Origin of the sequence: Rheinheimera sp. D18, from assembly GCF_004345025.1 — a bacterium.
Classification (GTDB): Bacteria; Pseudomonadota; Gammaproteobacteria; order Enterobacterales; family Alteromonadaceae; genus Alishewanella; species Alishewanella metallidurans.
The window spans coordinates 578065-591492 of record NZ_CP037745.1; the positions used below are offsets into that span (position 1 = coordinate 578065).

At 45.9% G+C, this 13428-nt stretch carries 10 protein-coding genes; 3 read left to right on the plus strand and 7 right to left on the minus strand.

Translation table 11 applies throughout. The features are described 5' to 3' along the window. Positions 1 to 85: 85 nt before the first annotated feature. The 3 genes from acnB (at position 86) to E0Z06_RS02780 (ending at position 5101) form a co-directional block, all read left to right on the plus strand. Complete coding sequence (gene acnB, locus E0Z06_RS02770) at positions 86 to 2683, plus strand: bifunctional aconitate hydratase 2/2-methylisocitrate dehydratase (protein ID WP_132581678.1); 2598 nt, start codon at positions 86 to 88, stop codon at positions 2681 to 2683. 185 nt (positions 2684 to 2868) lie between these two features. Beyond that, positions 2869 to 4674: a GGDEF domain-containing protein gene (locus E0Z06_RS02775; RefSeq protein WP_132581680.1), complete on the plus strand. Its 1806-nt coding sequence runs from the start codon at positions 2869 to 2871 to the stop codon at positions 4672 to 4674. Positions 4675 to 4714: 40 nt separating this feature from the next. Next, positions 4715 to 5101: a YacL family protein gene (locus E0Z06_RS02780; RefSeq protein ID WP_132581682.1), complete on the plus strand. Its 387-nt coding sequence runs from the start codon at positions 4715 to 4717 to the stop codon at positions 5099 to 5101. Between the two features lies 1 nt (position 5102). Here the strand turns inward: E0Z06_RS02780 and zapE are convergent, their stop codons facing one another. The 7 genes from zapE to E0Z06_RS02815 all read right to left on the minus strand — a co-directional run bounded on the left by zapE (position 5103) and on the right by E0Z06_RS02815 (position 13390). Continuing rightward, positions 5103 to 6179 carry a cell division protein ZapE gene (zapE, locus tag E0Z06_RS02785; RefSeq protein WP_132581684.1) on the minus strand — a complete coding sequence of 359 codons (1077 nt, stop codon included), beginning with the start codon at positions 6177 to 6179 and terminating at the stop codon, positions 5103 to 5105. 45 nt (positions 6180 to 6224) lie between these two features. Continuing rightward, positions 6225 to 7856, minus strand: a complete 1632-nt coding sequence (locus tag E0Z06_RS02790) for an ATP-binding cassette domain-containing protein (RefSeq protein WP_165907363.1) — start codon at positions 7854 to 7856, stop codon at positions 6225 to 6227. Continuing rightward, a complete protein-coding gene (cydD, locus tag E0Z06_RS02795; RefSeq protein ID WP_207903131.1) occupies positions 7846 to 9549 on the minus strand; it encodes a thiol reductant ABC exporter subunit CydD in 1704 nt (567 codons plus the stop codon). Before cydD ends, E0Z06_RS02790 begins: the two co-directional genes overlap by 11 nt. A gap of 13 nt (positions 9550 to 9562) precedes the next feature. Further along, a complete protein-coding gene (cydX, locus tag E0Z06_RS02800) occupies positions 9563 to 9676 on the minus strand; it encodes a cytochrome bd-I oxidase subunit CydX (RefSeq protein ID WP_132581688.1) in 114 nt (37 codons plus the stop codon). A gap of 17 nt (positions 9677 to 9693) precedes the next feature. Further along, positions 9694 to 10830: a cytochrome d ubiquinol oxidase subunit II gene (gene cydB, locus E0Z06_RS02805; RefSeq protein WP_132581690.1), complete on the minus strand. Its 1137-nt coding sequence runs from the start codon at positions 10828 to 10830 to the stop codon at positions 9694 to 9696. A 1-nt stretch (position 10831) separates the two neighbouring features. After that, positions 10832 to 12397 (minus strand): cytochrome ubiquinol oxidase subunit I, encoded by a 1566-nt coding sequence (locus E0Z06_RS02810; RefSeq protein ID WP_347812434.1) that lies wholly within the window; start codon positions 12395 to 12397, stop codon positions 10832 to 10834. A 132-nt stretch (positions 12398 to 12529) separates the two neighbouring features. Then, entirely contained in the window at positions 12530 to 13390 is an 861-nt protein-coding gene (locus E0Z06_RS02815) for a MurR/RpiR family transcriptional regulator (protein ID WP_132581694.1), read from the minus strand. Positions 13391 to 13428 lie beyond the last annotated feature (38 nt).

Below are 13428 nucleotides of genomic sequence, written 5' to 3' on the forward strand. Positions count from 1 at the left end.
GAATTTTCATATAATTGACCCCATTCATTCCGTTGAATGACGTTGCAGTGGCAAGACTGCAGCCAACGACCAAGAGGATCATACTGTGCTACAACAATATCGCGAACATGTGGCCGAGCGCGCAGCGCAAGGCATTCCGCCAAAGCCGCTCAATGCCGAGCAGGTAGCAGCATTAGTTGAACTGTTAAAAAATCCGCCAAAGGGCGAAGAAGAAACCCTATTAGATTTATTAATAAATCGCGTACCGCCGGGTGTAGACGAAGCGGCTTATGTTAAAGCTGGCTTTTTAGCTGCGCTAACTAAAGGCGAAGTAAGCTGCAGTTTAATTAGCGCCGAACGTGCTACTGAACTATTAGGTACTATGATGGGTGGTTACAATATTGAGCCATTGATCAGCCTGTTAGATAACGAAAAATTAGCACCTATTGCTGCTAAAGCCTTGTCACACACCTTACTTATTTTTGATGCATTTCACGATGTGACAGACAAAGCCGATGCCGGCAACGTGCATGCAAAACAAGTTGTACAAAGCTGGGCTGATGCCGAGTGGTTTGAAGCTAAACCAGCATTAGCAGAAAAAATTACCGTAACGGTATTTAAAGTATCGGGCGAAACTAACACTGATGATTTATCACCAGCGCCAGATGCATGGTCACGCCCAGACATTCCTCTGCACGCGTTAGCAATGCTGAAAAACGCCCGTGAAGGTATTAACCCCGATCAAGCTGGCACGGTAGGCCCAATTAAACAGCTAGACGAGCTGAATAAAAAAGGCTTCCCACTGGCCTATGTTGGCGACGTAGTAGGTACTGGTTCATCACGTAAATCTGCGACTAACTCAGTGCTGTGGTTTATGGGTGACGATATTCCCTACGTGCCGAACAAGCGCGGTGGTGGTTTTGTTTTAGGTGGTAAAATTGCGCCTATTTTCTTCAACACCATGGAAGACTCAGGTGCACTACCAATTGAAGTTGACGTGAACAAGCTAGAAATGGGCGATGTGATCGACATTCTACCGTTTGCTGGCAAAATTGTGCGTCACGGTACTGATGAAGTATTAGCTGAGTTTACCTTAGCAACCGACGTATTAATTGACGAAGTGCGCGCCGGTGGCCGTATTCCGTTAATCATTGGTCGTGGTTTAACTGACCGCGCCCGTGAGTTTTTAGGCTTTGGTCATTCAGATAAATTCCGTCGGCCACAAGCTAAAGTTGACTCAGGCAAAGGTTATACTCTGGCGCAGAAAATGGTGGGTAAAGCCTGTGGTGTGAAAGGTGTTCGCCCAGGTGTGTACTGTGAACCAAAAATGACCACTGTAGGTTCGCAAGATACTACCGGCCCAATGACACGTGACGAGTTAAAAGACTTAGCCTGTTTAGGTTTCTCTGCTGACTTAACTATGCAGTCATTCTGCCACACTGCCGCTTATCCAAAACCGGTAGACGTTGATACCCACCATACGCTGCCAGATTTTATTATGAACCGTGGCGGTGTATCACTGCGCCCAGGCGACGGTATTATTCACAGCTGGTTAAACCGCATGTTACTGCCTGATACCGTAGGTACGGGTGGTGATTCGCATACGCGTTTCCCAATTGGTATTTCATTCCCTGCGGGTTCTGGTTTAGTGGCCTTTGCCGCGGCAACCGGTGTTATGCCACTGGATATGCCGGAATCGGTATTGGTGCGCTTTAAAGGTGAAATGCAGCCCGGTATTACGCTGCGCGATTTAGTGCACGCTATTCCGTACGTAGCTATTCAAAAAGGTTTATTAACCGTGGATAAGAAAGGCAAGAAGAACGTGTTCTCTGGCCGTATCTTAGAAATTGAAGGCTTACCTAACTTAACCGTTGAGCAAGCTTTTGAATTGTCAGACGCTTCTGCAGAGCGTTCAGCAGCGGGTTGTACTATTAAGCTGTCAAAAGAATCAATCGCGGAATACTTAGAATCAAACATTGTTATGTTGAAGTGGATGATTGCTGAAGGTTACGGTGATGTGCGTACTATTGAGCGCCGCGTTCAAGCCATGCAAGCTTGGTTAAAAGATCCGCAGTTAATGTCTGCTGATGCTGATGCCGAGTATAACGAAATCATTGAAATTGACTTAGCTGACATTAAAGAGCCGGTATTGTGTGCGCCAAACGATCCGGATGATGCGCGTTTATTATCTGAAGTGGCTGGCGATAAGATTGACGAAGTATTTATCGGTTCATGTATGACCAACATTGGTCACTTCCGTGCTGCAGGTAAATTACTCGACAAGTTTAAAGGCCAGTTACCAACCCGTTTATGGATAGCACCGCCTACCAAGATGGACCAAGCACAGTTAACTGAAGAAGGTTACTACAGTATTTTTGGTAAAGTCGGTGCACGTACTGAAATGCCAGGCTGTTCACTGTGTATGGGTAACCAAGCACGGGTTGCTGAAAATTCAACCGTAGTATCTACTTCTACGCGTAACTTCCCGAACCGTTTAGGTCAGGGCGCTAATGTGTATTTGGCATCAGCGGAGTTAGCGGCAGTGGCGTCTATTATTGGTAAATTACCAACAGTAGCCGAATATCTGGAATACGCTAAGCAAATTGATGCTACGGCAGCTGATACTTACCGTTATTTGAATTTCCACCATATGCCGCAATACACCAAAAAAGCGGATAACGTGATTATTCAACAAGCGGTATAAGCGCTAACGTTAATCAAAAGGCCTGTTACGACAGGCCTTTTTTGTTGCTAAACCTACTGAATATTGATCTTTCTACGCTAAGTTGAGACACTGCTGGCCTAAAACGGATATTAAGTGAGACAAAATTGCATGTTATCAGATGTTTAATACTCGGAAGTATTTTCAGTTTTGTCTTTAGTACAGTATTGGCCAATGAGCTAAGCTTACCTGAATATAGTAAGTTGGCTAAAACCGATCCACAGGTACTAATAGAATTATTAACCAACGCCAATACCGTACCTAGCGTGTTAAGTGCCGCTGATAACGCGTTGTTGTTAAGTACTGCGTATTACGCCTTATCGCAAGCTCAACCTGCTATTGAATACGCTGAAGCAGGCTTAGCTGATAGTGCATTGCAGCAACAAAACCCTATTGTTTTTCATCAGCTTAAGCTAGCACGGGCGGTTGCCTATGATCTAGCAGGAACACCGGCAAAAGGCCTAGTTGATGCTAGTAATGCTATTACTTGGGCACAAAATAACCAGCAAACCGGTGTCTTAGTTGGTGCATTATTTAGCCGCGGTGCGTTGTATATCAGTTTAGTTAATTATCTTGATGCCTTACGCGATCTAAACCTCGCATATCAGTTGGCTGAGCAGCAGCCGGATCTTGACACGCATAAAGCAGAAGTTGCTGGCATGATTGCGTTGGTATATGAATATCGACGTGAAGATGCTTTAGCCATACCGTATTTTACCGAAGCCGTGGCTTATCAGCGTGCTGAGAAAAATTGGTTAGAGCTAAGTGTCGCTCTATATGGCTTGGGCCGAGCCATCAAAAACACCGGCGATCTCAAACAGGGTTTAGCCCTGCTAACTGAGTCGGCAACCATAGCGCGCCAAGTTGATGACTTTCAAGGTATTGCTTATGCGGAAAAAGAAATTGCCGGCATTGAATTAATACAAGGGCAAAACGCCAACGCAAAACAGCTTTTTCAAAGCGCACTGCAGATATTTAATCAGGGCGACAACCGCTATATGCAGCTTGATACTAATCTTAGTTTGGCCAAAATAGCCTTGTTAGAACAAGATGCCAAGCAAGCTGCACAGCATTTGCAGCAAGCCGAACACTTTGTTAACCCTGAGACGATGCCAATTCAAGCCTTAGCCATTGAAAGCACTAAGGCAGAGCTTTTGGCGCTAAATGGCGAATACAAGCAAGCATATCAACTGTTGTCAGCTAACCAGCAGCGCAAACAACGCTTAGACAACCAACAAAGTGCAGAGCAGTTGCATCAGTTACGAGTTAAATATGATGTTGAAGCCCAGCAAGCCGAAAATAAGTTGCTGGCGCAACAAAATACGTTACAGCAGATCCAAAATGCCGCGCAAAATCAGCAAAAATGGTCACTCATTTTATTATTGGTGTTAAGTTCAGCGTTAATTTTCTTATTGCTTATGTTGTTTCTTCGCGCGCGAAAAAATAAACGATATCTTGAGTTATTGGCAGAAACCGACGGCCTAACTGGGGTGTATAATAGACGTAAAATTATGGAGCTATTTCAGCAGCAGTTTGAACTGGCGCAGCGTAGTGACCAAGCATTAAGCATAGCGATATTAGATTTAGATTGGTTTAAACAGATAAATGACCAATTTGGCCATCAAACGGGTGACGAAGTATTATGGCGTTTTGCCTCATTATGTAAGCAGCAGTTGCGAAAAAGTGATCTGATTGGCCGTATTGGTGGAGAGGAGTTTATCGTTATTTTTCCATGCACCGATCTTGCTGCGGCAGAGCAACTAGCCAAACGCCTATGTGCGAAAACGCGTGAGTTAGAAACGATGATGCCCAAGCCGGGTTTATCGGTGTCGGTATCTATAGGCTTAGCCTGTAATCAGCAGTTACTATCGGGCACTGAATTTATTGCAGCAGCAGATAAAGCGTTATATTTAGCCAAACAGGCGGGTCGAGATCAGGTTAAGCTGGCCGATTACAGAAAACTTAGTGTTTAAGCGCTGTTTTAATTCTGCATTTTAAGCTTGGAGTAGTTAAGTGGAATACGATTTTATTTATGACCGTAATAGCCGCAATTATAGTATGCGGCTGGGTACTGAGCATGAAGTGTTAGGCCGGTTTTTATTAGATGAGTTTGGCCAGCAAGTTGAAGCTTATTTGCCGCTGCTGCAACAGCTTAATGCGCTGAAACCGCAGCAGAGCATGCAATATCAGGGGCGGGAGTTTCTGTTAGAAGTTGAGCGCAGTGAAGTGACAGTGCGCCATAATACGTTGCTAGGTAGTGCCCACACCACGCTAGCTGAGCAGCAACAATTAGCCTATGATGATTTGCAGCTAGATGAGCAGGGTATGATTAGCCAGTGTGGCTTAGAAGATTTACTGCAATTGCTGCAGGCATGGCAGCAGTTTTTAGCCGGTAAATAAGTTAAGGCTGCCAGCTTTGCATTTCAAATAGCCGTGAGCTGCAACGCTCAAAGGCAAAGCTTAGTTGCTTGGCTTGGTATAGCTGTAAAATATCCACTTCGGCACTAATCAGTAGTAAGCACTTTTGCTCATAACATTCATCTACTAAAGCAATAAACCGCCTGGCTTCGTCGTCTAATTTGCTAACAAAGTACTCTTTATTTTCGCGCTGATACTGATCTTCAACGCCATGCACTATCGCTTTTGCTGCCTGATAACTAAATTGCGGTACTTGATACAGCGCAATAGCCTGATAATCGCTAGCCAGCGCCATATAATCGAGCTGACTGCGTGGGCCGGAGCACAGTGCCATAAAGTCAAAGCCAATAACCTTATCGTTGCGCCACAACACAGCAATATCTCGGTTCGCGATAGTTATTGCTGAGCAGGGCGTAACACTACCAAACGTTTGTTCGGCTAATTTCTGTAATTGCAACATGCTGGCGTGCTGTAAATAATAAGGCTGTGCCGTGGTTATTTGGCGCCGATAGTCGATGCCGTTATCCAATGCGATAACCTGACAATATTGTTGTAGCAAGGCAATAGTGGGCAAAAATCGCTGTCGTTGCAAGCCGTTATAGTACAGATCGGTTGGTGGCGCATTGGATGTGGTTACTAGCACTACGCCTAGTTCAAATAAATAGCGCCAAAGGGTGCCAAGTAGCATGGCGTCGCCAATGTCTGAGACAAAAAACTCATCAAAACACAGCAGCTTGTACTGTTTGGCCCAATTAGTGGCGATATGCTGTAGTGGTTCGGCGGTGCCACTGATGGCGTGTAGTTCTTTGTGCACCCGTGCCATAAAGTGATGAAAATGCAGTCTGATTTTGCGCGGTGTTTGCACCTGCTGGTAAAATTGATCCATCAATAAGGTTTTACCCCGGCCAACCGGGCCATAAATATATAAGCCGTTAATGCTGGCGTTGATATCAGCATTAAGCTGCTGCGCTAAAGCATGTAATTGCGCCAGCAGTTGGTATTGTTGTTCATCGTAATGCAACTGACCTTGTTCAATTAGCTGTTGGTAATGCGTTAGCACGGCTGCTTATAATCCTTTTAACTTAACACCCTAAATATGGCTAGTTTAACACGGTTCTAACTGTAGGTGTTTAGCATGGGCAATGCTAACCCGCTGATGACTAACAATAATCAGTAGGCCATCGCGTTGGCGTTTCAGCAGTGCGGCTAATACCTGTTCGGTGCTGGCGGGGTCTAGCCCGGCGAAGGGTTCATCGAGTAATAATATCGGCCTTTCTGCTAATAATAACCGCGCTAGCGCAATGCGCCTGGCTTGCCCGCCTGACACTGCCGCGCCATATTCGCCCATCACCGTATCTAAGCCAGCGGGCTGTTGCTTAGCCCAATCCGCTAAGGCGACGTCAACAAGCACCTGCCACAGTTTGTCATCGCTAGCATCTGGTGCTGCTAAACGCAGGTTTTGTGCTAGCGTGAGATCGAAAATATCTGGTTGCTGAGTGAGGTAACCTAAAGTTTCGTCTAACTGCCAGTGCGCATAAGCGTGGTTATTTAATTCAAGTGCACCGGTGCAGGATAATTGATTAGCCAGAGTCATTAGTAGTGTGGTTTTGCCACTGCCAGATGCACCACTAATTAATAGAACATCGCCGCTGCGCAGGCTGAAACTGACGTTATCGGGGCCGTGCAAGGCTTGGCCTTGTCGAGCAGACAGTTTACTGACATTTAAACTAAAGGGTGCATTAGGTATGGCCTGCTTGACGTCAGCTACAACAGCATAGCCGTCAGCTAACTGATTTAACCGATCTCGTGCTGACATACTTAAACCTAGCGCCATAAAGCTCTGGCATAGCGGCAGTAGCGCTTCATTTAATGCCCAAAGTGCCAACAGTGCAGATAGCAATAAGGGTACGCTTAGCGCAGCATGGTTCACCAAGACACTGCCTTGCCACAATAATGCCAGTAGGCTAAGTGCCAACAAGCTTTGCTGAATTAAGCTAACCCGACTAGCAAGCTGCTGCTGACGTAATTGTAGGCTCATGTAAGCATGGTCGTGCTGGCTAAAATATCGAGTTTTGTCTTGCCAACGCTGCCAAAGTAATAATGAGGTTAGCATTGCTAACTGCTCTAATAATACGGTGCGTCGTGTCGCTGCGGCTTGGGTGTCTTGTTTGGCCAGCGCAATGCCTGGGCGTAATGTAAGCAGCGGTATTATCAGTGCTAATACTAATGGTAGGCCTGCGCTATAAAATAGTGCTGGCGCTAGCAGGTACCAAAATAATAATACCAGTGCGCTAAGGCTGCAGGCCCAAAACCACGGTGTAACGACTTTGAGTGGCAGCTGGTCAAGTAAATCAATATCAGTAACTAAGCGCTGTAAGGTATCGGCTGAGTGGCGGTTATGCTGCTTGCTGCGCGCCAACGTAGCAAAGCTCTGTACGCGTAAATCTTTTAGTAAGCCCAACGCAGCATAGTGCGAAGTTAGGCGTTCGGCATAACGCCCAGCAGTGCGGCCAATAGCGCATAAGCGAATAATGGCGGCGGGGCGAAAGTAATCAAAACTTATTGCACCAATGCTGGCCATGCCGGCTAAGGCTGCGGCGCTAATAAACCAGCCTGATAAGGCCAATAAGGTAACGGCAGACAATAGCGTAATAAACCCCAGCAACAGTGCTAATAGCCAAGCTTTGCTGCGGCTATGTAATAAGTTGCGCAACTTAATTGGCTGATTAGCTAACATGGTTAAACGTTGCTCCTGTGGTCGGCTTAGTGCTATCGGCAAGATTTATTACCTTATCGAGCCAAGCTAAACCGTCAAGCTGATGGCTAACAATAATCACTGTCTTGCCCACGCTTAACTCGGCAATAAGCTGATGTAGTCGATAAGCTGTGTCGGGGTCTAAATGCGCAGTTGGTTCGTCTAATAGCCAAAGCTGGCTATCACGCAGCAGCAATTGCGCTAGCGCCAAACGTTGTAATTGCCCGCCTGATAAACCTAACCCGCGTTCACCCAACAAGGTATTTAACTGCAGCGGTAACTGCTGAACTAATGGCCAAAGCTCTACTTGTTGCAAGCTTTGGATCAGTTGTTGCTCGCTGGCTTGTGGTGCGGCCAAACGTAAATTGTCGGCAATGCTGGCGGCGGCAATACTGCTGTGTTGTGCCATATAACCCAGTTGCTGTTGCCAGTGCAGACGCTCAAGTTGCAGCAGCGGTAGTTGATTAACGGCAATAGCACCTTGATAGGGCAAGAAGCCAAGCAGCGCATGTAATAAACTGGATTTGCCGCAACCACTTGGCCCTTGTAATGCTATACGTTCGCCAGCTTGAATACTTAGGTTTACCGGCGCTAAGCGTTGTCGGCCATCGCTAGCAAGAATATGTAGCTGCTGAAACTCAATGCTTGGCGCTTGGGTTAACTTAAGTTGTTGTGTACCTGGGTGTTGCCAGGCATGGCTTTGCAATATTGGCGTAAGTTCAGCTATAGCTGCTTCGGCTTGCGCTTTGGCATGGTAATCACTGCCTAGTTGGCGCAGTGGTGCATAAAATTCAGGCGCGAGTAATAAAATAAACAACGCCCCTTGATAAGGCACCGGTATTTCGCCTTTAGCCCAGGGTAAAATACCCAGTAAACCTAAGCCCAAATATACAGCTAATAAGGCGATAGCTAGGGCAGAGAAAAACTCCAGCACCGCGCTAGATAAAAAAGCCAGTTTAAGCACCGCCATAGTGCTGTCACGGTAGCGCTCAGCAGCGTTTGCCACTGACTGCTCGGCACGCTCGGTTGCTTGTAATTGTTGTAGCGTATTCATACCGCGAACTAAGTCTAAAAACCTGCCACTCATCCGGCTAAGTAACTGCATTTGGCGCTGGCTGGCCGCTGCGGCAGCATTGCCTAGCAGCACCATAAATATGGGTACTAAGGGTGCGGTAACTAATAAGATAATGCCGGCTAAAGTGCTGTAGCTCAGGATGGCAATGACTAACAATATTGGTGTAATTAACACCAGATAACGCTGCACATAGTAACGGCTAATAAAGCCATCTAGTGCATCAACTTGATCCAGCAATTTACTGCTTAAGCTACCATCGCTGCCATACTGGCTTTTGCCCGGGCCGGCCGCAGCCAGTTTGTCGAGCAAGCTACTGCGTAAATTTTTTCGCACGATTAAACTGGCATTAAGGCTTAATTGCTCACGGCCATATTGCAACAGTGGCCGACCAAGCAAACATAACACTAGCCAAGGTAAAACTGAGATTAATAGCGTGTTGGTAAGTGGCTGCTGTTGCTGACTGGTTATTAGCCAATCAGCAAACAGCATTGCCAGTAGGTAGCTTTGCAAAATAAACAGCAGGCTACTAGCAACCGCCAACAGTAACGCTAAGTGCAAAGGTTTACGCTGTGGCCGCAATAACTGCTTTAGCTGCGCCACCGCGGTAACCGAACTAGTCAGCTTGAGTTTCCTCGTCTTCGTAACCGTTAAATTCCAGCCACATTGCGTTGATAATGCCAAACGAGCAGGCCATTAATACGCCTAAAATCCAGGCAAAATACCACATGATTTATTCTCCTTGGTTTAGTACAGCGAATTACTGTTATCGCGAATATGCTGCTCAGTAACCCGGCCACGCATCACAAAATAGCTCCACGCCGTGTACATTAATATTAACGGCACAAAGATACAGGCGACGACAAACATAATCATCAGCGAGGTTTCACTTGCGGTAGCGTCCCACATAGTTAAGCTATGCGCAGGCGTACTGCTGGAGGGCATAACAAACGGGAACATACTAATGCCAGCAGTAAGAATAACCATCGCTATTGCTGTAGCCGAGCTGACAAAAGCCGTAATATGCCTCTGAGCTTTGCTGGCTAAGGCGCAAACTAAAAAGCCTACCACGCCCAGCACCGGCACTAGCCATAATAGCGGCCATTTACCATAGTTTGAGAACCATGCACCTGCTGCTATGACTACGCTTTTTTCTGTAGTGCGGTTAGCTCCGTTAGTATCAATAATGCTAGTAACGCTGTAACCGTCAACGCCAAAATATAGCCACACGCCAGCGAGAACAAAAATAACGGCGCACATTGCTGCAATTGCAGTAGAGAGTTTTTCACTGCGGGCTTTTAGTACCCCATCGGTTTTTAGTTGCAGGTAAGCCGCACCATGATTAACAAACATCAGCAAGCTAAGCACACCAGCAAGTAGCGCAAAGGGGTTTAATAGCGCCCAAAAACTACCGGTGTAATGCAAGCGTAGAATGTCATCAAAGTAAAACGGTACACCTTGTAGTAGGTTACCAAAGGCGACACCAAAAATAAGCGCTGGAATAGCCGAGCCTGCGGTTAACGCCCAGTCCCAGCGGTTACGCCAAGCATCGTTGTCAATTTTAGAGCGGTATTCAAAACCGATTGGCCGTAAAAATAAGGCAAATAATGTCAGCATTAGCGCGATATAAAAACCACTGAACGACGCAGCATACACCGTGGGCCAAGCGGCGAATAAGGCACCGCCGGCAGACACTAGCCACACCTGATTACCGTCCCAGTGTGGGGCAATGGTGTTAATCATAACGCGGCGTTCGTTATTGGTTTTACCAATAACTTTTAACAAGGCTGCTACGCCCATATCAAAACCATCGGTAACGGCAAAGCCAATCAGTAATACGCCAATGAGCAACCACCAGATAAATCTTAGTGCTTCGTAATCCATGTTATGCCTCCTTCGTTACAGCAGGGCTTTCTAAATCATATTTACCGGTATGTAAGGTAGATGGGCCAATTTTGGTGTATTTAATCATTAGCCACATTTCGATAATAACGAAGATGGTATACAGCACCACTATGCTACCCAAGCTAAACCAAATGTCGCTAACGCTAAGTTGTGATACCGCCATATGGGTTGGCAAAATTTCACCAATTGCCCATGGCTGACGGCCATATTCAGCAACAAACCAGCCGGTTTCACACGCTAACCAAGGTAAAGGTAAGCTAATGACGGCAAACCTAAGCAGCCATTTGGGTTTGTTTACCGTGCGTTTGGCGCTGTGCCAAAATGACAACGCAAATAGCAGTAGCATTAACATGCCGCAGGCGACCATGACACGAAACGCCCAAAATAACGGCCACACTTTAGGAATTGAGCCTTCTACCGCAGCGGCTATTTGCTCGGGGCTGGCATTAGCCACATCGTCGGTGTAGCCGCTTAATAACATACCGTAACCTAAATCGGCGCTAACTTCGTTGAAACGGTTTACGGTAACGGCAGATTTATCGCCAGCGCGGTATTGCTGCATTAACACATAGGCTTCTTGACCACGAATTATACGTTCTAAATGTTGCTGTTTTAGCTCGTGCAAACCCGGCACTTCTTTATCCAGCGAACGTGTGGCAATAAGCCCTAATACCGCTGGAATTTTTAACGCGTAGTCGGTAGTTTGTGTTTCACTATTGGGTAAACCAAATAAGGTAAAGGGTGCTGGTGCAGGGTGGGTGTGCCATTCGGCCTCTACTGCGGCCAGTTTCACTTTTTGCACGTCACCTAGTTCATAACCTGATTCATCACCCAGTACAATAACGGATAATGCGCTGGCTAAACCAAAGGCTGACGCGATAGCAAAGCTGCGCCTTGCAAAGGCGAGGTCGCGGCCTTTAAGTAAATACCAGCTAGAAATTGCTAACACGAAAATGGCACCAGTGACATAACCGGCTGATACGGTATGCACAAATTTGACCTGAGCGACGGGGTTAAAAATAACCTCGCTAAAGCTGGTTAGCTCCATGCGCATGGTATCAATATTAAATACTGAGCCAACCGGATGCTGCATCCAGCCATTGGCAACTAAGATCCACAGTGCGGATAAGTTGGTCGCTATGGCCATTAACCAAGTAACTAATAGGTGTTTTTCTTTACTGAGTCGATCCCAGCCAAAGAAAAACAAACCAAATAATGTTGATTCAAGGAAGAAAGCCATTAAGGCTTCAATAGCCAGTGGCGCGCCAAAAACATCACCCACATAGTGCGAATAGTAGGACCAGTTTGTACCAAACTGAAATTCCATCGCGATACCGGTAGTTACGCCGATTGCAAAGTTAATACCGAATAACTTACCCCAGAATTTGGTCATATCACGATAAATGGTTTTGCCGGTCATCACATAAACCGATTCCATAATTGCCAGTAAAAATGCCAAACCGATAGTAAGAGGAACAAACAGGAAGTGGATCATTGCCGTAAAGGCGAACTGAAGCCGTGATAGGTCTACAATATCCATCTGCATACTCCGCGTGCGCAGGTTAAAAGGAGCTGTACTCACAAAGTGGTACAGTTTTGACACTATACAAGCATAGGCAGCTAACACCTATGTGTTAGATCAAGTTTTCAAAACTTTATATTAGCGAAATTGAATATTTTACCGTTTGCGCGCTAAAAAGGTATCGACAGCTTTATTTGATGCTGCAAGTTTTTTTCGACCTTGGGGGCAGGTTTGGGTTAACAAAATAAATAAGGTATCTATAACTAACTCTTGGGCGTTGCGCGCCAGTATTGATGATAACCGTGCTGAACCTTCGTCTGCCACCGTGTACAAGTTTACCCCAGCTAGCTTAGCCACGCTATTATTGCCATAAGAGGTAATAGTGATTATCTGTACACTATTGGCTGCGGCTTGTTCGGTTATTTTTACACTATCAGGTGTTTCGCCAGATTCACTTAACACCACCAATACGTCTTCTAAGGTGTAATTAGCAATATTAGCGAGCTGAACGTGGGTATCGGTTTCGGCTAATGCGGCAATACCTAATTTTTGTAGCTTAAAAGAGAAATCTTTTGCTACTAATGCCGAGCCGCCTTTGCCACATAACAATACTCGTTTAGCATTACGTAACCATAATGCCGCCTGTTCAAAATGAGTTTGCGAGTTAATAGCATGGGTTTTTTGCAGCACATTAATTTTGCTCGCAAGTAATTTTTGCGTCATGGCGCTAAACGTATCGTCTAACGAAATTTCACCATGCAATTTATCAGTGCTTAGTATCGGAGCTTGACGATGTAGGCTGTCGTTAATGGCAAATTTGAAATCAGGGTAACCTTTATAGCCTAGTTTTTGGGTAAAACGCACCACGCTTGCTTGGCTTATGCCGACTGCTTTAGCCAGCAGTTGTGAGGGCATATCACGAATATGATCAGGGTTAGCTAAAATGTAGTCTGCCAGTTGCTGTTCAGCGCGAGGAAGCTTTTCACGTAGGGCATTAATTTTATCGAGTACAGACATCTGGTGGTCCTGTTTACTTGGCAGCTAGGCACAGTAGG

What these genes read in the sequence shown, in the direction of transcription:
- E0Z06_RS02790 (WP_165907363.1), bottom strand. Translation starts at nt 7,856, where the DNA reads ATGTTAGCTAATCAGCCAATTAAGTTGCGCAACTTATTACATAGCCGC.
- cydX (WP_132581688.1), bottom strand. Translation starts at nt 9,676, where the DNA reads ATGTGGTATTTTGCCTGGATTTTAGGCGTATTAATGGCCTGCTCGTTT.
- cydB (WP_132581690.1), bottom strand. Translation starts at nt 10,830, where the DNA reads ATGGATTACGAAGCACTAAGATTTATCTGGTGGTTGCTCATTGGCGTA.
- E0Z06_RS02810 (WP_347812434.1), bottom strand. Translation starts at nt 12,397, where the DNA reads ATGCAGATGGATATTGTAGACCTATCACGGCTTCAGTTCGCCTTTACG.
- E0Z06_RS02815 (WP_132581694.1), bottom strand. Translation starts at nt 13,390, where the DNA reads ATGTCTGTACTCGATAAAATTAATGCCCTACGTGAAAAGCTTCCTCGC.